This window comes from Gemmatimonadaceae bacterium, from assembly GCA_035606695.1.
Classification (GTDB): domain Bacteria; phylum Gemmatimonadota; class Gemmatimonadetes; order Gemmatimonadales; family Gemmatimonadaceae; genus JAQBQB01.
This window is the reverse complement of the sequence record DATNEW010000026.1, coordinates 261,356-285,241: the sequence shown is the minus strand read 5'-3', so window position 1 is coordinate 285,241 and position 23,886 is coordinate 261,356. Positions and strand designations below refer to the sequence as shown.

The 23,886-nt window shown below is 65.7% G+C and carries 16 protein-coding genes; 6 read left to right on the top strand and 10 right to left on the bottom strand.

The features are described from left to right. Window positions 1-7: 7 nt before the first annotated feature. Both VN706_12295 and VN706_12290 read left to right on the top strand, forming a co-directional pair. The gene (locus VN706_12295; protein ID HXT16407.1) at window positions 8-1,321 is read left to right on the top strand and encodes an NHL repeat-containing protein; all 1,314 of its coding nucleotides are present in this window, start codon (window positions 8-10) and stop codon (window positions 1,319-1,321) included. After that, window positions 1,318-2,532 carry a hypothetical protein gene (locus VN706_12290; protein HXT16406.1) on the top strand — a complete coding sequence of 405 codons (1,215 nt, stop codon included), beginning with the start codon at window positions 1,318-1,320 and terminating at the stop codon, window positions 2,530-2,532. The genes VN706_12295 and VN706_12290 overlap by 4 nt, the downstream gene beginning before the upstream one ends. Window positions 2,533-2,779: 247 nt before the next feature. Here VN706_12290 and VN706_12285 read toward each other — a convergent pair whose 3' ends face one another. The 3 genes from VN706_12285 to VN706_12275 are packed head-to-tail and all read right to left on the bottom strand — an operon-like array spanning window position 2,780 to window position 5,023. Further along, on the bottom strand, window positions 2,780-3,619 hold the full coding sequence (locus VN706_12285; GenBank protein HXT16405.1) for a class I SAM-dependent methyltransferase: 840 nt from the start codon (window positions 3,617-3,619) through the stop codon (window positions 2,780-2,782). Further along, window positions 3,612-4,547: a phosphotransferase gene (locus tag VN706_12280; GenBank protein HXT16404.1), complete on the bottom strand. Its 936-nt coding sequence runs from the start codon at window positions 4,545-4,547 to the stop codon at window positions 3,612-3,614. The genes VN706_12285 and VN706_12280 overlap by 8 nt, the downstream gene beginning before the upstream one ends. Window positions 4,548-4,552: 5 nt before the next feature. Then, window positions 4,553-5,023 (bottom strand): hypothetical protein, encoded by a 471-nt coding sequence (locus VN706_12275; protein ID HXT16403.1) that lies wholly within the window; start codon window positions 5,021-5,023, stop codon window positions 4,553-4,555. Window positions 5,024-5,128: 105 nt separating this feature from the next. Between VN706_12275 and VN706_12270 the strand changes: the two genes are divergently transcribed. Beyond that, window positions 5,129-6,649, top strand: coding sequence for an amidohydrolase family protein (locus VN706_12270; protein ID HXT16402.1), 1,521 nt, complete (start codon window positions 5,129-5,131; stop codon window positions 6,647-6,649). 57 nt (window positions 6,650-6,706) lie between these two features. Here VN706_12270 and VN706_12265 read toward each other — a convergent pair whose 3' ends face one another. From VN706_12265 to VN706_12245, 5 genes are all read right to left on the bottom strand, one after another. Then, on the bottom strand, window positions 6,707-9,400 hold the full coding sequence (locus VN706_12265; protein ID HXT16401.1) for an Ig-like domain-containing protein: 2,694 nt from the start codon (window positions 9,398-9,400) through the stop codon (window positions 6,707-6,709). A 37-nt stretch (window positions 9,401-9,437) separates the two neighbouring features. Next, window positions 9,438-11,960, bottom strand: a complete 2,523-nt coding sequence (locus tag VN706_12260; GenBank protein HXT16400.1) for a protein kinase — start codon at window positions 11,958-11,960, stop codon at window positions 9,438-9,440. A gap of 238 nt (window positions 11,961-12,198) precedes the next feature. After that, the gene (locus VN706_12255) at window positions 12,199-14,916 is read right to left on the bottom strand and encodes an ABC transporter permease (GenBank protein HXT16399.1); all 2,718 of its coding nucleotides are present in this window, start codon (window positions 14,914-14,916) and stop codon (window positions 12,199-12,201) included. 135 nt (window positions 14,917-15,051) lie between these two features. Further along, window positions 15,052-15,369 (bottom strand): hypothetical protein, encoded by a 318-nt coding sequence (locus VN706_12250; GenBank protein ID HXT16398.1) that lies wholly within the window; start codon window positions 15,367-15,369, stop codon window positions 15,052-15,054. 3 nt (window positions 15,370-15,372) lie between these two features. Beyond that, window positions 15,373-18,381, bottom strand: a complete 3,009-nt coding sequence (locus tag VN706_12245) for a hypothetical protein (protein ID HXT16397.1) — start codon at window positions 18,379-18,381, stop codon at window positions 15,373-15,375. A gap of 116 nt (window positions 18,382-18,497) precedes the next feature. On the opposite strand from VN706_12245, the gene VN706_12240 reads away from it, so the two are divergent. Beyond that, complete coding sequence (locus VN706_12240) at window positions 18,498-19,172, top strand: hypothetical protein (protein ID HXT16396.1); 675 nt, start codon at window positions 18,498-18,500, stop codon at window positions 19,170-19,172. Between the two features lie 21 nt (window positions 19,173-19,193). Here VN706_12240 and VN706_12235 read toward each other — a convergent pair whose 3' ends face one another. Beyond that, on the bottom strand, window positions 19,194-19,607 hold the full coding sequence (locus VN706_12235; protein ID HXT16395.1) for a PIN domain-containing protein: 414 nt from the start codon (window positions 19,605-19,607) through the stop codon (window positions 19,194-19,196). Between the two features lie 43 nt (window positions 19,608-19,650). After that, window positions 19,651-19,881 carry a CopG family transcriptional regulator gene (locus VN706_12230; protein HXT16394.1) on the bottom strand — a complete coding sequence of 77 codons (231 nt, stop codon included), beginning with the start codon at window positions 19,879-19,881 and terminating at the stop codon, window positions 19,651-19,653. Between the two features lie 79 nt (window positions 19,882-19,960). Between VN706_12230 and VN706_12225 the strand changes: the two genes are divergently transcribed. Further along, window positions 19,961-21,406: an amidohydrolase family protein gene (locus tag VN706_12225; protein ID HXT16393.1), complete on the top strand. Its 1,446-nt coding sequence runs from the start codon at window positions 19,961-19,963 to the stop codon at window positions 21,404-21,406. Between the two features lie 26 nt (window positions 21,407-21,432). Beyond that, entirely contained in the window at window positions 21,433-23,883 is a 2,451-nt protein-coding gene (locus VN706_12220) for an ABC transporter permease (protein ID HXT16392.1), read from the top strand. The last annotated feature ends 3 nt before the right edge of the window (window positions 23,884-23,886 follow it).

The window sequence follows — 23,886 nt, the reverse complement described above, 5'->3', positions numbered from 1 at the left end:
AGACCTAATGCTTCGACGTAGTCTCGTGCTGCCCTTGAGCCTTGCGGCCTGTCCGGTGTCCTGGGCGGCCGCTCAGCGGGCCGCGCCCGCCGGTCCCGCGCGCGACGTCCCCGCCGCCGTGGCCCGCGCGCCACGCTTCGAGGTCGAGATGATGTGGCCCAAACCCATGCCTAATCGCTGGATTCTGGGCTCGTCGACGGGCGTCGCCGTGGACGCGCGCGATCACATCTTCGTCGTCCACTTGACCGACAGCTTCAACCAGCGCACCGAAATGGGCTCGGCCACCACTCCGCCGACCGGCGAGTGTTGCACGCCCGCGCCCAACGTCCTGGAGTTCGACGCCGGCGGCACGCTCGTGAATCATTGGGGTGGGCCGGGCGCGGGCTACGATTGGCCGGAGCAGAACGCCGGCATTGCCGTAGACGACAGCGGCTACGTGTGGATCGGCGGGGCCGGCGGTCAGGATTCGAGAATTCTAAAGTTCACGCGCGACGGCAAGTTCGTCGCGGAGTTCGGCAAGCAGCCGCCCGCACCGACGCTCGCGGCCGCACCGGGACGTGGCGCGGATACGGCGTATCAGGGCGTTTCACCCGGGCGGGGCGGACGCGGTCGCGGTGCGCGGGTGGTGAAACCGTCGCTCCCGCCGAACAGCACGAGCATGGAGTCGTTCGGCGGCCCGGCGGGCTTCGCGTTCGACACCAAGGCCGGCGAAGTGTTCGTCGCCGACGGATATCGGAATCATCGCGTCGCGGTGATCGACATGCAGACGGGCGCGATCAAGCGCTTCTGGGGCGCCTATGGCAAGCCGCCGGTCGACGCCGACAGCGCGCGGTATTCGCCGAGTAATGCGGCGGCGAAACAGTTTGGTCCCGTGCGCTGCGTGGAGCTCGCGAAGGATGGCCTGCTCTACGTGTGCGATCCACAGAACGACCGCATTCAAGTCTTCAAGAAAGACGGCTCGTTCGTCACCGAAAAAACGATCATGCCGAACACGCTTGGCCTGGGCGCCGTGTGGGACATCGCCCTGTCGCGCGATCCGCAGCAGGCGTACCTCTACGTCGCCGACGGGCAGAACATGCAGATCCACGTGCTCGACCGGAAAACGCTCGCCGTGTTGCGAAGCTTCGGCGACGGCGGCCGGCAGCCGGGCCAGTTCTACGCGCCGCACAGCCTCGCGACGGATTCCAAGGGCAACCTCTACACGACCGAGACGTACGAGGGCAAGCGGGTGCAGAAGTTCGACTACAAGGGCGTTGCGCCGGTGACGGCGAAGGATCCCGCGGTGGTGTGGCCCTCGAAGGCGTCGGGAGGCAAGCGATGAGCCGCCTGATGCGAATTCGCGCGCTCGTCATCGTCGTCACGATGGTCGCCCTCTTCTTCGCGCAGCGCGTGCTCGACGGCAAGGCACGAGTCGAGACGGTTCGCGCGCCGCGCTTCGAGGTCGATCCGATGTGGCCCAAGCCGCTGCCGAATCACTGGGTGCTTGGCAACGTGATCGGCGTCGGTGTCGACGCGCAGGATCACGTGTTCATCGTGCACCGCAACGACACGTTCGACGCGCAACACGAGATCGGCGCCGTCGCGCAGCCGACGCCGTTGTCCACGTGCTGCGTCCCTGCTCCGCCGGTGCTGGAGTTCGATCCCGCGGGCAATCTCGTGAATGCGTGGGGCGGCCCCGCGCCCGATCATGATTGGCCGCAGTCGAACCACGGCATCTCGATCGACGACAAGAACAACGTGTGGATTGGCGGCAATGGCACCTGCCCCGCCGGCGGCGACAAGAATTGCCCGCCCGGCGCCGGCGATTCGTTCATTCTCAAGTTCACGCACGACGGCAAGTTCCTGGCGGAGATCGGCGAGCCCGGACAGAAAGTCGACAGCCGAAGCCTGACGCACTTCGGGCGGGTCGCGAAGATCTCGTTCGACACGAAAGCCCAGGAAGCCTTCGTGGCCGACGGATACGGCAACAAGCGCGTGGCCGTGCTGAACATCGGAGATGGCAAGATCAAGCGCATCTGGGGCGCGTATGGCCACGTGCCGAGCGATTCGAACCCGGGCCCGTACAATCCGACCGCGCCGCTCGATCCGCAGTTTCGCAACCCGGTCCACTGCGCGGAACCGACGAACGACGGCCTGGTCTACGTGTGCGACCGTCCGAACGACCGCATTCAGGTCTTCAAGAAGAATGGAGAGTTCGTTAAAGAGAAAATCATAAAGCCCGAGACGCGGGGCGACGGATCGGTCTGGGACATCGCGTTCTCGAAGGATCCGGCGCAGAAGTACATCTTCCTGGCCGACGGCAAGAACGAGCGGATCTACGTGATGGACCGCCAGTCCCTCGAGATCATCACGCAGTTCGGCGACGGCGGCCGGCAGCCGGGCGAATTCTTCGCGGTCCACTCGATCGCCACGGACTCGAAGGGCAACATCTACACGACTGAGACGTACGAGGGCAAGCGGATTCAGAAGTTCGTGTACAAGGGGATGGCGATGGTCGAGCCGAATCAGGGTGTCGTGTGGCCCAAACCCTGACCACGGACGAACGTCGGACGACTGCTTTACCACGGACGGACGTCGGACGATCACGGAAAGGCACGGAGACGGCGTGAACTGCCGTTGACTGCAGTTTCATGACTTTTTAACAAAACCCTCAGGACGCTCCGAACCTCGAAGCATCCTGGGGGTTTTCTAAAAGAGCTCACGTCAAACGCAGTTACAAACGGTGAACGCCGTCTCCGTGCCGGTCCGCCGTTGTCCGCCGTCCGTCCGTGGTCATTGACTACACCGTCGCCCGCACGATCGCCGTTCGACGCGGCACCAGCAGCCCGTCGCTCCGCCCCGCAAAATACCGTCGCTCGGCTTCATCTCTCTCGAGCAACGCCACACTCGAGAATCCGTGGCCCTCGAGCAACGTGCGCATCTCCTCGGGCGTGAAATAGCTCACCCATGGCTCTCCCACCGCCGCCGCTTGCTCGGCGAACCGCGCGCCGGGATCGTCCGCGCCGCGGGGCTGCGCAAACGTCAACACGATCTCCGAGCCGCGCGGAAACGACGCCACCGTCGCGAGCACCGCATCGATCGCCTGGCGCTCCAGATACATCGTGACGCCGAGCCACGAGAAAAAGGTCGGCGTCCCGGTGTCGATGCCGTGGCGCGCGAACGCCGCGGCGAGCGACTCGCGCTCGAAGTCCACGTCGGCATACCGAACGTTTCCAGGAACCACGACGCCAGCCGCATCGAGCATCGCTCGCTTCATCGCCTGGCTCGCGGGCTGATCCACCTCGATGATCTCGATGTCGCGCGCCCATGCCGGCTGGCGATATGCGAACGTATCCAGACCGGCCCCGAGCAACACATACCGGGATACCCCGCGCCCCACCGCGTCAGCCAAACAATCCTCGGCGTATCGCGACCGAAGCAGCACATGTGACCTGAGTCCGCGCGCCGTGGGATTCTGCAGTTCATCGATGCGCTCGTGAACCTGCCGCTCGAAATCGGGACCGAGCAGTCGCCCGATCACGTGATCGTCGAGAATCGGCGGCTTGCCGTCGACGATCGAATGCGCTGCGCGAAGCACCGCGACACCACGCGCCGTGAGGCTCGCCGAACGCTCAGCCATCAGTCATCCGCTCCAGGAGATCGATCAACTCGCCAACCACGCTCGCCGGAACGCGCGGTCTCGTCAGCAGCTCGCAGAGCGCCGGCGCGTCCATCAGGCGCGCGATCATCAGCCAATCGTCAGGAAGCAACATCCCGCCGTCGCGCAGGCCGCGTGAGAACTGCGGCTCGTAGCACGGACGCTCCGGCCGGTGGTACCGAAGGAAGTTGCCGACGTCGACGAACGGCGACGCATCGATCGCGAATTCCCAGTCCAGCACCGCCGAGACACGCCAGCCATCCCCGTCGCGCGCAACGAACACGTTTCGAGAATTGAAATCGCAGTGCACGAGACCATGCACGAGCGAAACTTCCTCGAGCCGCGGTTGCCACGCATTGACGACGGCGAGCAGTCGTTCATGTAACGCCGCCGGAACGCGCTGCTGGTAGACTGCCGTGCCACCAAACCGCTCGACGAGCGAGCCGACCGTCTCCGCCGGCGTCGGCGGTCCGGGAAATTTTCCGATCGACGGCAGCACACGTCCCGCGGCATACGAGGCCGCGGCCAGCGCCTCGTCGTCACCCATCGACCGCAGCGTGAAGAGCGAGATGCCGTCGACCGCCGACAACACGGCGAGCGGAGGACCGTGCTCGCCCGCTTCATCGGCGTAGAACACGCGCGGCACCGGCACGTCGCGGCCGATCATGCCGAGCACGGCCACCTCGCGCGCGCACGACGACGGATCGCGATCGTAGACGCGCAGCACACACTCAGCTGGCCTTCCGCTGAGGCGCAGCAGAACATTTCGATTCATCAAGCCGCCCGACAGAAGCTCCGCGTCGAGCACGTCGCGTCCGGCGAGCCACGGATCGAGCAGCCGCGTGATCTCCGCGATGCTCAAGCGGGCGGCCGGTTCGTCGCGTTCCCAGTTCTGCTTCTCGTCGGCCAACACGCCTACGGTGTCGCGGGAATGAGTCGAAGCTTCGCGCTGACCGTCACCTTCCGATCCACCGGCTCGACCGCGGTTTGCGCACAGACCTGGACACCCGCCGAGTTCGTCGTATAGCGAATGCACGTCGTCTTGTTCTCGGTGACGGTCGTTTGCAGGACGTAGGTTGCGCGCCCCACCGGATCCCGTCGATCGAAGTTGAGGTGCACGTCGGCGCACGCATACACCAGGGCCTCGGTCGGCGTCGAAGCGGCAGCGTCGTAGTGGCATGGGCCCGGCTGCGCCTCGACGAGGATCGTGTCGCCCGTGAAGTGTACCGTACCCTGTATCGTCGTCACCGGCGCGCCGGCCGCCGCGGTGACTCGCTCGTCGAACGTGTAGGTGCCGGATGACGGCACGACGGTCGTCGCCGGAGACGCGTGCGGCTGGCATGCCGCAATGACGCACGTCATCGAGAGCATCAGAAACGTTCGCATGGACACAAGTTACCGCCTGTGTCGGCGGACCGGCCACCTATTGACGAGATCGTCCCGCACGGCGCAGTTTCGCGACTCGCGGCACATCCTTCTATCGAGCATAACATGAGTCTCGCGACGCCCTTCCGCTTTGCCTGTGCGATCACCGCGCTGTGCACCGCCGTGCTTTCGGCGCAAACGACGGCGGTCAGCGGCACGCGGCCCGCGCGACTGATCATCCGCAACGCCATCGTCGAAGACGGCAACGGCACGCCGGCCCGCGGACCGTTCGACATCGTCGTCGAGAACGGCATGATCACCCAGGTCGTGCCACTCGATCCGGTCGCGCTCAGCCGCGCCGGCAGGAGTCGTCGCCCTCGCGCCGACGCGAACACGGCGGAGATCGATGCGACGGGAAAGTATGTGCTGCCCGGGTTGATCAACGTGCACGCGCACATGCAGGATGAGCGCGCGGGCGTCGCGCAACCGATCGAATACGAGTTCAAGATCTGGCTCGCGTGCGGCATCACGGCCATCCGCGACGTCGGCAGCGATACGAAGAAGGCGCTCGCGTGGCGTGAGGCGAGCAGCAAGGGCACGATCGCAGCGCCGCGCATCTTCGTCTACCCGCAGTTCGGCCGGCCGACCAACGCCGATTCCGCGCGCGCGCGCGTGCGGGCGATCAAGGCGATGGGCGCGGACGGCATCAAGCTCTTGGGCATCGACCGCGACATCATGCAGGTGATGGAGGACGAGGCGCACAAGGAAGGCATGCGCATCGCGCATCACGTCGGCGTCGAAGAGACGAACGCGTGGGACGACATCCACTTCGGCACGACGAGCATCGAGCACTGGTACGGCATTCCGGATGCCGCGATCCTCAACGGCGTCCAGGATTTTCCGTCATACTACAACTATAACAACGAGACGGATCGCTTCCGGTGGGCGGGGCATCTCTGGCGCGAAGCCGATCCGGCGCGGTTGCAGATGGTCCTCGACTCGATGGTCTCGCATCACGTCGCATGGGTGCCGACCCTCGACATTTATGAGGCGTCCCGGGACTTACAGCGCGCGCGCACGCAGCCCTGGTTCGCGGACTATCTGCATCCGACGCTCGAGGACTATTTCCGCCCCGATCCCGCGAATCACGGTTCGTACTTCTTCGGTTGGACGTCGACCGACGAGACGTTCTGGAAAGAGAACTATCGCATCTGGATGAACGCCGTGCGCGACTTCGAGCGAAAGGGCGGCCTGGTCGGCGCCGGCGACGACGCGGGCTTCATCTATCAGATGTACGGCTTCGGCCTGCTGCGCGAGCTCGAGCTCCATCAGGAAGCTGGCTTCCCGACGATCAAGGTCATTCAGCACGCCACCGGGAACAACGCACGCATCCTCGGCAAGGAAACGGAGCTCGGACGCGTACGCCAGGGATTTCGCGCGGACCTGATCGTCGTGAACGGCAACCCATTAGAGAATTTGAAAGTGCTGTATCCGACGGGCGTCGACGACATCAAAGACGGCAAGCCGGTGCACACCGGCGGCGTCGAATGGACGATCAAGGACGGCATTCCCTATCACGGGCCCACACTGATGCGCGAGGTGAAGCAGATGGTGGCCAAGGCACGCGCCGATCGCGGCACGAAATAATCGTCCGGGAACTACAAAGGGCGGCCCGCGACAAGCGGGCCGCCCTTCTTCAACCGATCACACGATGTACTTGAAGTAGAACCATTGCGAGGTCACGATCGGCTGGCCGTTCGCATCGACGGCGGTCACCTGCCAGCGGCCGGGCTGCGCGCCGACGAACCCGCTCTGAAAACTCGTCGTTGGCGCGGCAATCGTGTTTGTCGTCCACGCGTGCCAGGGATTATTGCAATTGCGCCAATCGCCGGTTTGCGGCCAGCTGTCGCAGAACTGCACGGTCACCGTGTACGTCGCCGCGTTCGGCACGGCCGGCCAGTCCGTGCTGAACGACCGCGGGAACACGTCGAACACGGGCCCGAACAGCGCGATCGAATTCGAGCTGTACGTGAAGCCGGCGAGACGATCCACGAGATCGTAGTGCACCGCCGCGGGCGGCTGCGACCAACGCGGCACGCCGACGAACAGCCCGGTCGGATCGCTCAGCGCCGCCGGCAGCACGCAGAATGTCTGTAGCGGATTGTTGCCGCCGTCGAAGAACGTCACCCACGATCGCGACGCCGACGTGACCTGCCCGCACGGCGGCAGGTTCGCTGCCGCCGCGAACATGACCGACGGGAAGGAGCCGGCATTGATCGTGTTGATCTGATAGCGATCGACTTTCTGCCCGGCTTGGTTCACGTCCTGGACCGTTGAATGAAGGCTGATGACCGGCGGGCTCAGGACGTTGATCGTCGTCGTGCCTGTCTTCGATTGATCGAACGTCGACCGCGCCGTGATGATCGCGGTGCCCGGCGAGCCGGCGGTGACGACGCCTGTGGCGCCATTCACCGTCGCCACGAAATTGTTCGACGAGAACCATGTCACCGTCTCGGGCGCGCCGCCCACGACCTGCACGCTCGCCGTCAGCGACACCTGCGCATTGGGCGGCAGCTGCGCGCTCGGCGTATTTGTTGTAACCGACTGCACCGCCGGGGCCACGTTCACCGTGATCGCAGCCGACCCGGATTTCGTGGCATCGAAGGCGGACGTCGCCGAGATCGACGCTGTCCCGGCAGCAACGGCTGTCACGAGACCCGCACCGCTAACCGTCGCCACGCTGGGATTGCTCGATGACCAATTCACGGTCGTCGGCGCGCCGCCGCTCTGCACGACGTTCGCGGTGAGCTGCTGCGTCTGTCCCACGAGTAGCGACGGAGTCGCCGGCGTCACACCGACGCTCGTGATCGCGGCGCCGCTCGCGTTGAACGTCACTTCGCCCGGCAGTGTCACGACCGTGCCGTCGAGATTCGCCTGGATGGTCGCGTCGAGACGCGCCGACGTCACCTTGAGCGTGTTCGCGCCGGCCGCCTGCGACAGCACCCACGACGGACACTCGTACGTCCCATCATTGCTCGGCAACTCGGTCGCCGGCGCACTTGCCAGTACGGCATTGCCAACGAACAGGCCCCCACCGGTCCCGCTCGTGACCTGACAAGTGACGCCGGCGCCCGTAACACCCGCCGGATGCGTCGGCCCGCCCGTATCGTGCACGGCGAGCACGCGCACCGTCGGTCTCACCGGCAACGCGGCGCCGGCAAGCCCGAACTGATTGTCGCCAGTCACCGGCACCATCGTCGCCGGAAGACCGAGCGTGAACACGCTGAAGTCGTCGCCGATCTCGACGAGTCCACCGACGCCAAGATGAATCGCGTACGCCGGCTTCACGCCGAGCGCCCAGTTCACCGCGGTGCCGGCGCCGGAGAACACGGCCGCCGCCAACCGCTTGAGCGGATTCCGCTCGTGCGTCACGGCGCCAACGCTCACGGGACACGGCGAGGGCGGCGCGGATTCCCGCAGGAATTTCGGCGTTTCGCCGACGTCGTACTTGAGCACCATCTGACGCTCGTCGCCCGGATGCTCCCGGCACAGACCGATGACGACCGGCTGCGTCAGCACGACGTGCGGCTCGATCGAGATGCGGACGCAGAACTGCGTCGACAGTCCAAACACACCCTGCGCGTTCTCCTTCGTCAATCCGAGGCTGCAGCCGTTCGGCTGCGCCGTGTATTGGCTCGACACGTCCTCGATCGTCACCACCACGTTCGACGTGCCCGCCTGATTGGGGTCGAACCAGTCGCCGCTGAACGCCGCCATGTTGTTTCCGTCGGGCGACGTTACGACGATCTTCTGCCCCGGCGGAATCACCGGTGGCACCACCTGCGAGACGCAGCTGTTGTTGTTGACGCAGTTCCAGCCCTTCTCGATGCGCACCTTGATCGGCAGCGTACGATTGCCGTTCAGCTGGACGGCCTGCTGCGTGCCGTTGTTCTTCATGCCGTCACCGTCCTTCGACACGTCGGCGAACGCCAGCACCTTCTGTGCGATCGTCACTTCGATGCGATACGTGTGCGACGAAATGAGATTGTCGCTCTTCGTGTCCCAGTTCGCCTGATACATCTCACCATCCGCCTGCGCGGCGAGCGTGCGAACGACGTTGCCGTTCGCGGTCATGTCGCGAATGACGTACACCACCGGCAGCCCCGGCTGAAACGGATCGCCGTAGCCCGGCGAGCCCTGCGGGTTCGACACCATCGGCGGCAGGAACCACACATCGTCGTTGCCGTTGGTGTGCGCACCGTCGGAGATCGTCGAGCTGCGATCGCCGGGTACGATGGTACGCCGCTCGGTCGGCGCGCTCGAATCCCGGCACGCCGCCAGAACGAACGCGGCGACACTGAACAGCACGGCACGAGCGAGAGAGGGACGAACCCGCATTGGTACATCCTCGGATTATGAGAGAACTATAAAGCGGCTAGCGGCCGGTGCCGACCAGCCTCAGAAAACGCGGATCGGATTGGAGATCGCGCCACCACCAGGAGTTCACCTTCGCGAAGCCCGCGCGGTGATCGGGGTGGTTCGTCAAATAGCGGGCGAGCAGTTGCAACGCCTGGTCGCGCTCGCCCAAAAGCGTTCGCGCCAGCGCCTCGGTGCCGATCAATTCGCCCGTCGGATCGACGTCGGCGCCCGCCCGCGCCGACGCGATGACCTTGTGCGCGCTGTCGGCGAGGTTCGCGCGCCCCAGCACGACGGCCGCGAGCATCTCGGACGTGCGATGCTCCAGCGCCCGATCCGACTTCGGCACGAGCGTGTCGAGCTCCGCGACCAGCCGCCACGCCTCGCCCGGATTCGGATCCACCGCGCGCGACAGCATCAGATACAGCCGGCACTGCACGAAGTGCGGATCCTGCGGAAAACGGCGGCCGCCTTCGTCGCACCACTTCTCTGCGTTCGGGAACTGCTCGAGATCGTACGACGTCGCGTACAGACGCCACAGAATCTCCGGCGCGGCACGGAGATATGAATCGGCCTCGTACGCCTTGTTCGCCGCGAGATACGCCTGCGGCACATCGTTCTTTCCGTATTCGACGACGCTCAGCGCGTTCCACGCCGTCGCCAGCCGCGGATTCACCGCCACCGCGTCATTCAACTGCTTCTCGGCCGTATCCACGGCGAGCTTGATCGCGGCGTTGTCAGTGATCAGTCCGCGCTGCACGCGATAGTACGTGAGCGTTCCAGCAAGTTCTAACGCGTCCGCGTTTCTCGGATCGAGCGCCAGCGCGCGCTTCGCCGCATCCAGCCCCGCCGCGATGAATGCCTCGACCTGCTTCGTGTCGGTCGCCAACTTCGCGCGGCGCTGCGCCACGCGTCCGGTCTCCACCACCGGCTGCGCCCACTTGGCGTCTGCCTGCGCCGCCAACGCCGCCAGCGAGTCCGCCGACGTGAGCTGATGCTGCGCGTCGTCGGGTTTGCTCGCCGCCACCGACTCATCCGCGCTCTTCATGTCACGTTCGGTACGCTGCACCAGCGCCCACGCCTCCGGACTCGTCGTGCCCCCCTGCAGCTCGCGGAGATGCACCTCGTCTCCGAGACGCGAGCGGAGCAGCTCGGCCACCGCCGCCGCGAGCGAGTCGCGTGCGTGCAGGAACTGGCCTTCCGCGACGTTGAAGCCGGCGCGCTGAATGTCGGAGCCGGTCGAGCCGTCGACCAGCTCGACGGCCACGTGCAGCTCCTTTCCGTTCCGCTCGATGTTTCCTCGCACCAGCGTGCCGACGTTCAACACTCGAGCAATGCTGTCCGGTGAGAGATCCCGGCCGCGATACGCCGCCACAGCACTCGCCGGCGCCACCTGGAGCCCGTCGACGTCGCCGAGTTGCGCGATGAGCGATTCCGTGAGACCGTCCGCGACGTGACGCAACGACGAGTCGCGGCTCTGGTCGTCGAGATACAGCACCGCGAGTCGGCGCAGATCGGCGCCGCCAGTCACGGACGCACGCTTCGCCGTGCGATTGCGCGCGTACAATCCGCCCGCGGTGAGCGCGGCGACGGCGACGACTCCCGCGGCAATGAGCATCGCTCGCCGGCGCGAATTCGTCCGCGGCACCGGCGCGCTGACCGCCGCGTAGCGCGTGGTGCGCCGCATGTACGGATTGGAGCTCGTACCCGTAGGCCCGGCAAACAGTGCGGCCTTGAAGTCCGCGACCGACGCGAAGCGATCGGCCGGGATCTTCTCGAGCGCGCGCATGATCGCGCCTTCGATCTCATCCGGCACGGTCTGCCGCACGATGCGGATGGACGGCACCATCTCCATGGTATGCCGTGCCATGATCGCCATTGCGTTCGGGCCCGTGAACGGCACTTCGCCGACGAGCAGCTCGTACAGCACGCACGCCAGGCTGTACATGTCGCTGCGACCATCGACGGTCTCGCCGCTGAACTGCTCGGGACTCATGTACGCCGCGGTGCCCACCGACATCCCGGTCTGCGTCAGCTTCTCATTGCCCGATTCCTGAATGACGCGGGCGATGCCGAAGTCGGCGACGACGGCGTGTCCGCCGTGGATGAGAATGTTCTCAGGTTTGATGTCGCGATGGATGACGCCGAGCCCGTGTGCGTACGCCAGCGCGTCGGCGACCTCGCCGGTGATGAGCAGCGCGTCGTCGATGCCGAGCTGCTTTTCGCGCTCGAGGCGCGCCCGCAGCGACTCTCCCTCGACGAACGGCATCGTATAGAAGAGGAGCCCGTTCGCTTCGCCCGAGTCGAATACGGGCAAAATGTGCGGATGGCTCAGTCGCGCCGCGATCTGGATTTCGCGCTTGAAGCGATCGCCGTCGATCGACGACGACAGCTCGGGTGACAAGACCTTCAATGCAACGCGGCGCCCATGCTTGAGGTCTTCCGCGAGAAAGACCGTCGCCATCCCGCCGCGTCCGATTTCGGACTCGACGTGATAGGTGTTGCTTAGCGCGTGTTGAAGTTCCTCGAGCAAGTGCGTCATCCCACCATCAGTCTGCGTCGAGGGAAGTTGGTCGGCGATAAATTGTTGTTTACCCGGGTTGCTCGCTAGGGCGCGCATCTGTGTGGCCTCGAACGCCAATACCGACCGGTGGGGACCGATCGTACGGATCAATGGGCGGAACTTCCTGCCTGGTGAGATCACAGGCGGGAACGTACTGACGGCCCGTTCGACAAACGTCCGTTCAGCGTTCCTTTGGCGTTCTTTTTCCGGCTGGCGTTCAGTCCACCCGAAGTGCCGTCGCCGGATCGACGTGGGCGGCACGACGCGCCGGCAGCCATGACGCCGCGAGCGCGACCCCGAGCAGCGTGACACCGACGCCCGCGAACACGAGCGGATCGCGCGGCGACGTCTCGAACAACAACGGGGCGAGCCAGTGCCCGGCGGCGGCCGACACCGCCAACCCGATCGCCACACCGACGATGACCACCCGCACGCCGTCGCGAACGATGAGCGCCACGACGTCGACAACCCGCGCGCCGAGCGCGATGCGCACGCCCATTTCATGCGTGCGTTGTGTGACGCCGTACGCGACGACGCTGTACAACCCGATGGCGGCAAGCGCGAGCGCGAGCATGCCGAACACCACGAACATCGTGGCGCCAAGACGATACGACCGCGTCGCCGGCGCGAGCACGTCGGACAGCGGCGTCGCGATGATGTATCCCCCGCTCGGCAAGACGGTCTGCAGGTCGCGGCGAATTGCATCCGTCTGCGACGAAGCGTCGCCGCGAGTTCGGACGTACAGCGATCCGAATCCAGCGTTGACCTGCGCAACCGGCAGATACGCAATCGCATCCGGCGGTCCACCCAGATCGCCGAGCTTGATGTTTTCGGCAACGCCGACGACCGTGCGACATGGCATGGTGTCGTCGCTCATCCGCAAGCACTTGCCGATGGGATCCTGATTCGGCCAACCCGCGCGCGCCATCTCGGCGCTGATGACGGCAACGCGCGCGCTTCCCTCGCGATCCTGTGCGCTGATGTCGCGACCACGAATGATGCGCGTGCCGACGGTCGCGAAGTAGCCTGGCGACCCGGTCTCCATGATGCCGCTCTTGATCTGGCGCACCGAGTCGGTGCCCGACGCGAAGAAGTCGTCGCTGAACGTCATCGAGAATGGGACAGTGACGACGCGCGTGACACCGGCCACCGACCGATTTGCCCGTGCGCGGTCCATCAGCGCGTCGTACAATGCCTGCTGCTGCGCCGAATCCAGCTTCACGCCGCGCAGACGCGGCGAGAGCCAGATCAGACGGTCCGCGTCGTACCCAAGGTGCAGCGTGTTTACCGTGCGTACGCTGCGCACGAAGAGACCGGCCCCGACAAGTAACACGACGGACATGGCCGCCTGGACGATCAACAGCGCGGTCCGGACGCGCGAGCGTCGCCCGTAGCCTTCACGAGCGCCCGCCTTGAGAGCAGCGGCAACGTCCGATCGCCCCGCCTGAACGATGGGTGCGAGCCCGGCAAGCAACCCTGCGCCGAGCGCGCACGCACCGGCGAAGAGAAGCACTCGTGTGTCGCCGAGCGTGTTGTCCCATTCGACATCCGGCACCAACGTGCTGCGCAGCAATCGCCCGCCCCACTGCGCGATCACGAGGCCCGCCGTTGCCCCAAGCACGGCGAGCAGCATGCTCTCGACGAGAAGCTGACTCACCAAACGGGCACGACTCACACCAAGCGCGATCCGTACCGCGATCTCGCGCCGCCGCGCGAACGCGCGAGCAAGCAACAGATTGCCGACGTTCGCGCACGCGATGAGCAGCACGATCGACGCGACGCCCAGCAGCCACGCCGCGACTTTCGTATCAGCGGAGAGCGTCGGCGCGCGCTGCTGAAGAACCGACCCGGCAATTGCGCGCGGCTTCACCTTCGCGAGCGATCCGATCCCCGGGCTCATCGCGAAGTTCGCGGCCCAGCTTTGACGGTACGCCTGCGTGAGGTCCGCCGTCGCCGCGTCCGCGGACACGCCGGGCTTGCGGCGCGCGTACACCTCGAGCCACGAGATGTTGTAGCTCTTGCGGTACTTCGTCCACATCGTCGAGAATCCGTCGACAGCCGCGGCCGTGATGGGAATGAACGCGGACGGCGTCGTGAGCTCGAATGCCGAGAAGTGCCGCGGCGCGACACCGATGATCGTGTAGATCGATGAGCCGAGCGTCATGGTCTTGCCGATGACGTCCGACGCGCCGGCGTACTCGGATTGCCAGTAGGGATACGACAGCACGACGACGCGCGCGGCGCCCGGATCCTTGTCCTCCTCGGCGGTGAAGAAACGGCCGAGCGCCGGGCGTGCGTCGAACATTTGCCAGAGACTCGCGCTCGCGGCGCCGATCTGCAGCTCACGCGCGGCATCGCCGCTGCCGACGGCCAGACGGCGGCGCGAATATGCCGCGAAGCGCTCGATCGTCCGCGACGACTGCGCGAGATCCAGGTAGCGCTGGTACTGCGAGCTCGGTCCGACGAATTCCTTGCCGTCGACCATCCGCGCGAAGTAGACCTTGTGCGTCCGCTCCGGCGCGACGAGAAAGGCCGGCGGCCGGAACAGCAGGCGATCGACGATGCCGAACATCGCGGCGTTGGCGCCGATGCCCAAGCCCAGCGTCAGGACGACGAATCCGGCGAACACGGGCGCGAAGCGCAGGCCACGGAGCGCGTAGCGCAGATCCTGACTGAATGCGCCCCACCATTCCGCGCGGCGCTCGCGTTCGACCCGCGCGCGGTCGATTGCCTCGAGCCGCTCGCGGGTGCGCTCGACGTTCCCGAAGCGGCGCTCGGCTTCGCGCCGCGCGTCGTCCGGAGACATGCCGTCATTCATGAGGTCTCGCATGGTCATCTCGAAGTGAAAGCGCAGTTCGTCAGCGACGCCCCGCTCGATACTGCGTCCGCCGCGGTCGAGGTGCATGAAGCGCCGGAGGCCTGGAAAGCGGTGCATGACGCTGTTCCCCTGAAACGTTGATGGGAAGCTACAAAATCCGGGCTTCCCATGAAAGGTTCAGGGAAGAATCCGTACAACCTGTGACAGGGATCGCCGGAAAAGCGTTGGGTGGCCGCCGAGCGCGGTGCGCCGCTAAACCATCTCGACGGCCGACCGACGCTCGCGAAGCCACAGCCCGAACAGCACGAGCGGCGGCACGCCGACGAGCAGCGCGATCGCCAGCAGATGCGCCGAACCGGTATACGTCGTGTGCCCATTCGCCTGCACGACCAATGAAAACAGGCCGTTGCTGAAATTCAGCGACACATTTCCCTGTCCCGGACCGGACTGCGTCGCCTTCCAGATCGCGACGATGCCCGGTCCCATCGTGATCGCCGCCAGTACGACCCAGTAGCCGACCCACGACGCAAGGAGCGTCGCGGGCCGCCACCGCCCAAGAAAACGAAACATGAATTACCGCTCGCGCATGGGTGCCATGACGGACACATCGCCCGGTTCGACACGTATTACACGAAGCACCTGCGCTTGTTTCTGCCCGCCCATGTCGAGCACGACGCGATAGTCGCCAGTCGCCACGGGCTCGAGATTGCGGCCACCACCAGCGCCGCGTCCACCGCCGCCGCCGCGTCCACCACGTCCACCACCCGCGCCGCGCCCCTCGATGTCGCGCGCCTGCGCCGTCGGACTCCCCGTCGTATCCGGCGGGTTGTTCTGCTCGGCCGGACGCGGATTGAACCCCGGCGGGAATCCCGCGACGTTCGCCGGCGGCTCGGCAGCGCGTCCACCGCGACCGCCGCCGAAGAATCCGGCGATGCCACCGGCGGGAATGACCTGCTCGCCGGTCGGCAGCAAACTCCACGACACGTGATTGATGCCCGCGCTGTTCGTCCCCGTGATGCGCGCGATCGTGTCGCCCGCGGCGTCCACGATCGACACGCGCGGTGCGCTCGGCAACGGCGACGACAACCGATACTCGATTTCCGCGCCGTTCGGCCCACCGTCCGCCTTCCACGGCCGCTGCGCGCGCGTCTCGGACGCGGGCAGCATCTGGCCATACTCGAACGCCGGCGATGGCGCGAACAAGTGCGCGGAGGCCGAGAGCACGCTCGCACTCATCTGCTGCAGCGGCGCCACGTCGAGAATCTGCACCGCGCGGCCGTGCGTCGCCGCGATCAACTCGTGATCGCGTGGATGAATCTCGAGGTCATACACCGGCACCGTCGGCAGATTGCTCTGCAGCGGGAACCAGTTCTGTCCCTTGTTCAACGAGGCGAACACGCCCGTCTCGGTGCCGACGTAGAGCAAACTGTGATTCACCGGATCCTCGCGAATCACATAGACGCTGCCCGGGCGGTCCGTGCCCGCGGGGAGATTCGCCGTAATCGAACGGAACGTCTTCCCGAAATCATTCGACACGAACACGTACGGCTTGAAATCGCCGCGCCGGTGATTGTCGAGCGTGACGTATATGGTGTTTGTATCCGCATGCGACGGCTCGACGGCCGTCACGTGCGTCATCGCGGGCACCCCGGCGAAACGATCGCTGATATCGATCCACCGCCCGCCGTCGTTCGGCGAGATCCACACCTTTCCGTCGTCCGTGCCGACGAACAACATGCCGGCCTTGAGCGGCGATTCATTCATCACGACGATCGTCGCGTTCTCCTCGGCGCCCGTCGCGTCGCGCGTGATGCCGCCCGATCCATCGGCCGCGAGGTTCCCGTCGGCATCGTACCCGCTGGACACGCGCAGCCACGTCGGGTCGTGCGCCGTGAGATCGGGCGAGATCGCGATCGGATCTCTTCCCTTCTTCACCGATTTGAACACCTTGTCGGCGCCGCTGTAGAACACGTTCGGGTCGTGCGCCGAGACGAAGAAGGGCGTGTTCCAGTTCCAGCGGAGCGCGGCGTTGGGATCGGCCATGTCGCGCTTCATGCGAGTGCGCACGTCGGCGAGCTGGCTCTCCATGTTCGGCCCGCCCTGCGCCTTGATGTTCGCGATCTGCGCGCCGTACGTGTTCTCGTTGATCGTGCGCGGCTTGATGTTCACCACCTCGCCCGTGGCCAGGTTGCGGCGCTGCATGTTGCCGCCCTGTGACTCGAAGTACACGATGTTGGGATCGAGCGGATCCTGCGCCGTGTAGAGACCATCCGCCGCGAAGAGCGCGAACCAGTCGGTCATTTGCAGCTGGCCGTTCAACCGCCGGCTCCAGCCGCACGACGAGCCGTTGTCCTGCAACCCGCCGCACACGCGATACGGCACCTGATAGTCGTAGCTCACGACGTAGAACTGGCCCATCGCCATGTTGTTCATCGAGTCGTACGTGCCGCCGCGGTCCCACGTCTGGAAAATCCCCGCGTCGCCGCCGATGATGAAATGCTCGGGATCGTTCGGGTCGATCCACATCGCGTGATAGTCCTCGTGATTGCCGAACATGCCGGTGCGCCACGAGTAGCCGCCGTCATCAGAGAACTGGAAATCCACCGCCATGCGATAGATGCGGTTCGGATTCTTCGGATCGACGCGAATCTGCGAGAAGTAGAACGGCCGGTTATCGATGGTGCTCTGCCATTTCCAGGTGCGACCCGCGTCGGTCGACTTGTACAAGCCGCTCAAGAGCCGCTGCGGCTTCGCGCCGCGCACCGAATCCGCCTCGACCATCACGTACACGATGTTCGGATTGCTCGGCGCGATCTGAATGTTCATGCGGCCTTTCTGCGTCTCGGGAAATCCGCCGCCTTTGATCTCGTGCCAGGTCGCACCACCGTCGGTCGTCTTCCACAGCGCCGACCCCGGTCCGCCGCTCTTGAGATAGTAGGGACCGCGCGAGCGCTCCCACGAGGCCCCATAGAGCGTGTTCGGATCGCGCGGGTCCATCGCGACGTCGATGAAGCCGGCCTTGTCGCTCACGAACTTCGACAGCTTCCACGTCTTGCCGCCGTCGGTCGTCTTGTACAACCCGCGTTCGGGATTCGACGCCCACGTCGCGCCGACCGCGGCGACGTACACGATGTTCGGGTTCGTCGGATGCACGACGATGCGCCCGATGTGCTGCGTCTTCTCGAGCCCGACCGACTGCCAGGTGACGCCGCCGTCGGTCGACTTGTAGACGCCCCATCCCGGCGCGACCGAGTTGCGCGCGTTGTCTTCGCCCGTCCCGAGATACAGCGTTTTCGGATCGCTCGGCGCAATCGCGATGTCGCCGACCGACGCGATCGGCCCGTGATCCCACAAGGGAATGAACGTGGTGCCGGCGTTGATCGTTTTCCAAACGCCGCCCGTGGCGCCGGTCACGTAGAACGTCTTGGGATTGTGCGGGTCCGCTTCGACGTCGGTGATGCGGCCGGCCATGTTCACCGGGCCGATCGACCGCCATTTCATCGATGCGAGCGTGGCGGAATCAGGCGTTTGAGCAGCGGCCGAAGTCGCCGCGGCGAACACGAGCGCAAGAAGTTTTTTCATTGGGGGCAGAAGGGAGGATCGCCGATTATGGCGCGTCCTCGCGCCACTCGCCAGATTGGGGCGTCAACTCGGCGACGCACGCGCGTCTCGACGACGGACCTTCAGCTTCCCCCTCCATGCCCTCTCGCCGCGAGTTCTTCACCAAAGCAGCGTCCACCGGTCTTCTTGCGGCGATGCCGATCGATCGCGCGCTCGCCCTGCACGGCGATGAGCGCGCGCTCGGCGCGAACACCGCGGTGGACGACACGGATTTGACCTGGGTCAACCGCCTGCGCGGCAAGTCACGCGCCGTGTTCGACTCGCCGCAGGTCGACGAAGGCGGGGCGCTATTTCGCGCCGTGATGTGGCGCTCGCAAATCAACAAGGTCTTCGGCACGCCGAAGGAAGAGGTCACGCCGGTCGTCGTCTTTCGGCACGACGCAATCCCCATGGTGATGGATGACCAGTTCTGGGATCACCTGGGCATCGGCAAGGACGTCAAGTGGAAAGATGAGAAAACTGGAAAGTGGATCAGGTACAATCCGCTCTCGAAGATTCCAACCGACGGCCCCGCGGCGATGAAGGACTACAACATCCCCGCGTTCATCCAGAGCGGTGGCATCGTGCTCGCCTGCGGACTCGCGTACCAGTACGTCGTGTCGCAGTACGCCGCGAAGGACAAGCTCTCGCACGACGACGCCGCCAAGCGCGCCAGGGAACACCTCATTCCGGGCGTGATCATTCAGCCGTCCGGATTCTTCGCCGTGCTCAAGGCGCAGGACGAAGGCTGCAAGTACATGATGGGCAGCTGACGACTCGTTCTCGGGGCTCGTTCAGGGCAGCAGCGCCAGGCTGCGCGCGTGCCCCGGACGTACGACGGCGAAGTGCCGGCGATCCGTCGTCAGCACGTCGCGCGTCCCCAACCGCTCGGCCACGGCGATCACCGACGCGTCGACGAAGCCGAGCGGAAGGTCGCGGTACCCGCGCATGATGTCGGCAATGCGCGGCATGTCCTCGTCGAGCAGTGGCTCGACCACGAGCTCGGCGTCCGCGATCGAGCGCACGAACGCCTCTTCGGCCACCGCGCCGATGCGCCGCTGTAGCAGGTAGGCGACTTCGGGAACGATCGTCACCGGCAGGACGATGTCGTCAACGGCTGCCGCCCACCACGCGGTGACGTCGTCATGCCATGCGTCGCTGGCATCGATCAACGCGTAGATCGCCCCGGTGTCGGCGACGACCGTCATCGCTCAATACGGCTTTCGTGCTGGCCGTCGTGGCACGGACGGCTCATGCGTGCGGGTCGGTCCACAACAGCTCGTCCACGCGTTCCGACGTGTCGGCATGTCCGCTCCGAAATCGTCCGGCGATGGACGGCACGCCGGTGTTCGCTCCGGGCGCGGTGAGATACTGGGCCAACGCTTCGCGCACGACGGTAGCGAAGCTCACGCCGCGCGTGCGGGCGAGCTTCTGCAGCCGTTTGATCAGCTGATCGTCGATGAACAGGCTCGTGCGCTTCATGACATATATATTACTCCATGGATATGCCGGTGTCCAGGGGGGCGCTGGCATCGGTGGCCCCGCTCAGGCAAGTTCGGGAATGCTCAAATCCCTGCTCTTCTCCACGGCTGCGGTCGGCTCGTTCATCGCAATGCCGGCGTCGGCGCAGCGCCCCAAGCTGGCTCCCGCGGTTCGACAGTTCGTCGCGATCGACACCGACGTCGTGGCGATCACTCACGTGCGTGTGATCGACGGCACGGGTGCTCCGGCGCGCGCCGATCAAACGCTCATCATTCGTGACGGGCGCATCGCCTCGCTGGGCGACGCCGCGCAAGTCGCCGTCCCTGCGGGCGCGCGCGTCGTCGACGGCACCGGCAAGTCGGTGATCCCCGGTCTCGTGATGATGCACGAGCATCTGTTTTACCCGACGTCGCCGGTGCTCATGGGCGCGCCGCCCGTCTATGCAAATCTCACCGAATCGTTCGTGAGGCTCTATCTCGCCGGCGGCGTCACGTCGATGCGCACCGGCGGCAACATGAATGGGTTCGCCGAGATCGAGATCAAGCAGGCGATCGACCGTGGCGATCGCGCGGGACCGTGGATCGATGCGACGGCGCCGTACCTCGAAGGCCCCGGCCTCAACTTCATGCAGGTTCACGAGCTGAAGGATGCGGCCGACGCGCGCGCGCTGATCGACTACTGGCACGGGATCGGCGCGACGTCGCTCAAGGCGTACATGCACATCACGCGCGACGAGCTCAAGGCGTCGGTGGCCGAGGGGCACAAGCTGGGCATGAAGATCACGGGACATCTCTGCTCGGTGACCTATCGCGAGGCCGCGGCGCTCGGCATCGACGATCTCGAGCACGGATTCTTTGCGTCGACCGACTTCGCGCCGAACAAGAAGCCCGACGTGTGTCCCGGGCAGGCCGCGACACAGGCTGTGATGGCCGCGATGGACCCCGCCTCCGATTCGATCAAGTCACTGATTCGAGATCTCATACAACATCACGTGGCGCTCACCTCGACGCTGACGGTGTTCGAGACCTATACGCCGGGCCGACCCGTGCCGCCGGGCATCGACGTGCTCGATCCGCTCCTCCGCGACCAGTTCCTGCAGCTCAAGACGTTCATCGACCACAATCCGGCATCGCTCTACGGCAAGCTCTTTCCCAAGATGCGGCAGTGGGAGGTCGACTTCTTCCATGCCGGCGGCCTGCTGCTCGCGGGCACGGACCCGACCGGCGGCGGCGGCGTGATTCCCGGCTATTCGGATCAACGCCAGCTGGAGCTGCTCGTCGAAGGCGGGCTCACGCCGCTCGAGGCGATCAAGGTCTGCACGCTGAACGGCGCCACCTACCTGGGGCGCGCGAACACGATCGGATCGGTCGCCGTCGGCAAGCAGGCCGATCTGGTGCTCATCGACGGCGATCCGTCGGCGCGCATAGAGGATGTGCGCAAGGTGAGTGTCGTATTCAAGGACGGCATCGGCTACGATCCCACGAGGCTCATCGCGTCGGTGAAGGGCCGGGTCGGGCTGTTCTAGAACTCTAAATAGCGGCGGGTGTCGGGATGACGGCGGTCCTCGATCGGCTGGTCAGCGACGGGCGCTTTGCGCTGCGCGGATTTCGGCGCACGCCGGGCTTCTTTGTGACCGCGGTGCTCATTCTGGGGCTGGGCATCGGCATGTCGGTGGCGATGTTCACGGTGTTCCGCACGGTGCTCGTGCGCCGGCTGCCCGTGACGGATCAGGATCATGTCGTGGTGATGTGGACCTATCGCAACGATCCGAGCGCCGACTATGCGGTGGGCACGAAAGAGCTGTCGGTGGTGCGGAAGCAATCACACACCATGCGCGACATCGCCGCGGTGGCGCACTGGCCGGCGACTCCGTATCCGTTCATCGACGGGAATCGGTCGGTCACGCTCAATCGCGGCATGGTGACGGGCAACTTCTTCGACGTCCTCGGGGTGCGCCCCGCGCTCGGACGATTGATGAAGCCGAGCGATGATTATCCCGATGGGTCGTTGCAGCGATCGAATCAAGCACCGTCGGCGATGGTGTTGAGCTATCGGGCGTGGAAGGAGCAGTTCGGCGGAGACCCCGGGGTTATCGGACGACGGTTGGTCGAACCGTACCTGCATTCCGTGTTCGAGATCGTCGGCGTCGCACCGGCGGGATTCGACTATCCGGCCAACGCGGATTATTGGCAGCCGATGTGGGCGGGATGGCAGTCGGGTGTATCGGCGTTCGCGGTCGCGCGGCTCCAACCGGGAGCAACGCTCGCGAGCGCGCGCAACGAATATCTGTCGATGGAGCAGCGTCTCGCACCCGACGCCGACTTCAAGGGCGCCCACGCGGCGACGTTCACCGAGACCGTCGTCGGCAACGTACGACCGGTGATCGCACTGCTGAGCGCCGCGGTGGGATTGTTGCTGCTCATCGCGTGTCTCAACGTCGGCAATTTGTTGTTGTTGCGTGCGTCCTCGCGCATGCGGGAAATCGCCGTGCGGCGCGCGTTGGGAGCCTCGCTCGGCGACATCGTCGTGCAGCTGCTCGTCGAGGCGTCGGTCATCGCGATCGCCGGCGGCGCGCTGGGGCTTCTCGTCGCCATCGCGCTGCTCGACGCGCTCGTGCGATTCGCGCCATCGAATCTTCCGCGCGTCGACGACATCCAGCTGTCGGGAACGCCGCTGGTGCTCGCGGTCGGCGTGTCGGCCGCGGCGGTGTTGATCTTCGGATTGGCGCCGGCGCTGATCGCGGCGCGCGGGAGTCTCGCGTCGCCGTTGCGGATGGACGGACGTTCCGGCGGCGAGACGCGCCGCCGGCGCGCGATTCGACAGTCGCTCGTGACCGCGCAGGTCGGGCTCGCGATGCTGATGCTCGGCGGCGCGGCGCTCTTGGCGCGGAGTCTCGCGCGCCTCGAAGGTCAGGACGCGGGGTACACGACCGACCACGTGTCGAGCATGGGGTATTCATGGAACGCGAAGCGCCAGGATTCCGTCATCAAGATGGTTCAGCTGGGCGATCGTCTCGTGCATCGGCTGCGCGAGATACCGGGGGTCACTGCGGTCGCGCAGATGGTGGCACCGCCGCTGCTCGGCGACGGGGTGTGGTTCGCGAAGTTCCAGGTGGAAGGCCAGGCCGATGCGGACGTCGCGCGGAGTCCGTCGTTCGTGCTCGAGTGCGCGGGTTCAGACTTCTTTAAAGTGCTCGGCATCCATATCGAGCGTGGACGGGCGTTCACCGATGCGGACGGTCCGGGCTCGGAGCTCGTCGCCATCGTGAGTGAATCGGTCGCCAACCAGCTCTGGCCCGGGCAGAATCCGATCGGCAAACGCATCAAGATGCCTGGTGGAGATCAGGCGGGTTACATCGGTGGCGCGGCGTGGCGCACCGTCGTCGGCGTCGCCCATGACACACATCTCCGAACGGTGCGGAAGGCGTCGCCCACGGTCTACATGCCGTCGATGCAGGGGTATTGGCAGGGCGTTCTCATCTTGCGGAGCAGCGTCGATCTCGCCGCGCTCGTTCCCGCGCTGCGCACCGCCGGCAAGGACGTCGATCCCGATTTACAATTGTGGAATCCTCGCACGATGGATGACGTGCTCGCCCAGCCGCTGGCGCAGCCGAGGTTGGGCGCGTTGTTGATGTCGAGCTTCGGGCTGGTGGCATTGCTGCTCGCGGCGATCGGGTTATACGGCGTGATGGCGTCGCTCGTGCGCGATCAAACGCGCGAGATCGGAATTCGTCTCGCTCTTGGCGCGCCGGCGTCGGTCGTGCGACGCGCGGTGCTCGGACGGGCGGCGATCGTGACAGGCGTCGGGGTTGTGGCCGGCCTCGTGCTCGCGCTGGTGTCGTCGCGCCTGGTGACTTCGCTGCTCTTCCAGACGAGCCCGACGGATCCCGTATCGCTCGGCGCCGCGTGCCTGGTGTTGCTCGGAGTCGGCGCACTCGCGGCGTATCTCCCGGCGCGGCGTGCGACGCGAATTGACCCCGTGCAGGCGCTGCGGGCGGATTGAATC

Bases quoted from the DNA above. Each gene is read 5' to 3' on its own strand.
- VN706_12295 (HXT16407.1), top strand. From the start codon at position 8: ATGCTTCGACGTAGTCTCGTGCTGCCCTTGAGCCTTGCGGCCTGTCCG.
- VN706_12290 (HXT16406.1), top strand. From the start codon at position 1,318: ATGAGCCGCCTGATGCGAATTCGCGCGCTCGTCATCGTCGTCACGATG.
- VN706_12285 (HXT16405.1), bottom strand. From the start codon at position 3,619: ATGGCTGAGCGTTCGGCGAGCCTCACGGCGCGTGGTGTCGCGGTGCTT.
- VN706_12275 (HXT16403.1), bottom strand. From the start codon at position 5,023: ATGCGAACGTTTCTGATGCTCTCGATGACGTGCGTCATTGCGGCATGC.
- VN706_12270 (HXT16402.1), top strand. From the start codon at position 5,129: ATGAGTCTCGCGACGCCCTTCCGCTTTGCCTGTGCGATCACCGCGCTG.
- VN706_12265 (HXT16401.1), bottom strand. From the start codon at position 9,400: ATGCGGGTTCGTCCCTCTCTCGCTCGTGCCGTGCTGTTCAGTGTCGCC.
- VN706_12260 (HXT16400.1), bottom strand. From the start codon at position 11,960: ATGACGCACTTGCTCGAGGAACTTCAACACGCGCTAAGCAACACCTAT.
- VN706_12255 (HXT16399.1), bottom strand. From the start codon at position 14,916: ATGCACCGCTTTCCAGGCCTCCGGCGCTTCATGCACCTCGACCGCGGC.
- VN706_12250 (HXT16398.1), bottom strand. From the start codon at position 15,369: ATGTTTCGTTTTCTTGGGCGGTGGCGGCCCGCGACGCTCCTTGCGTCG.
- VN706_12245 (HXT16397.1), bottom strand. From the start codon at position 18,381: ATGAAAAAACTTCTTGCGCTCGTGTTCGCCGCGGCGACTTCGGCCGCT.
- VN706_12240 (HXT16396.1), top strand. From the start codon at position 18,498: ATGCCCTCTCGCCGCGAGTTCTTCACCAAAGCAGCGTCCACCGGTCTT.
- VN706_12235 (HXT16395.1), bottom strand. From the start codon at position 19,607: ATGACGGTCGTCGCCGACACCGGGGCGATCTACGCGTTGATCGATGCC.
- VN706_12230 (HXT16394.1), bottom strand. From the start codon at position 19,881: ATGAAGCGCACGAGCCTGTTCATCGACGATCAGCTGATCAAACGGCTG.
- VN706_12225 (HXT16393.1), top strand. From the start codon at position 19,961: ATGCTCAAATCCCTGCTCTTCTCCACGGCTGCGGTCGGCTCGTTCATC.
- VN706_12220 (HXT16392.1), top strand. From the start codon at position 21,433: ATGACGGCGGTCCTCGATCGGCTGGTCAGCGACGGGCGCTTTGCGCTG.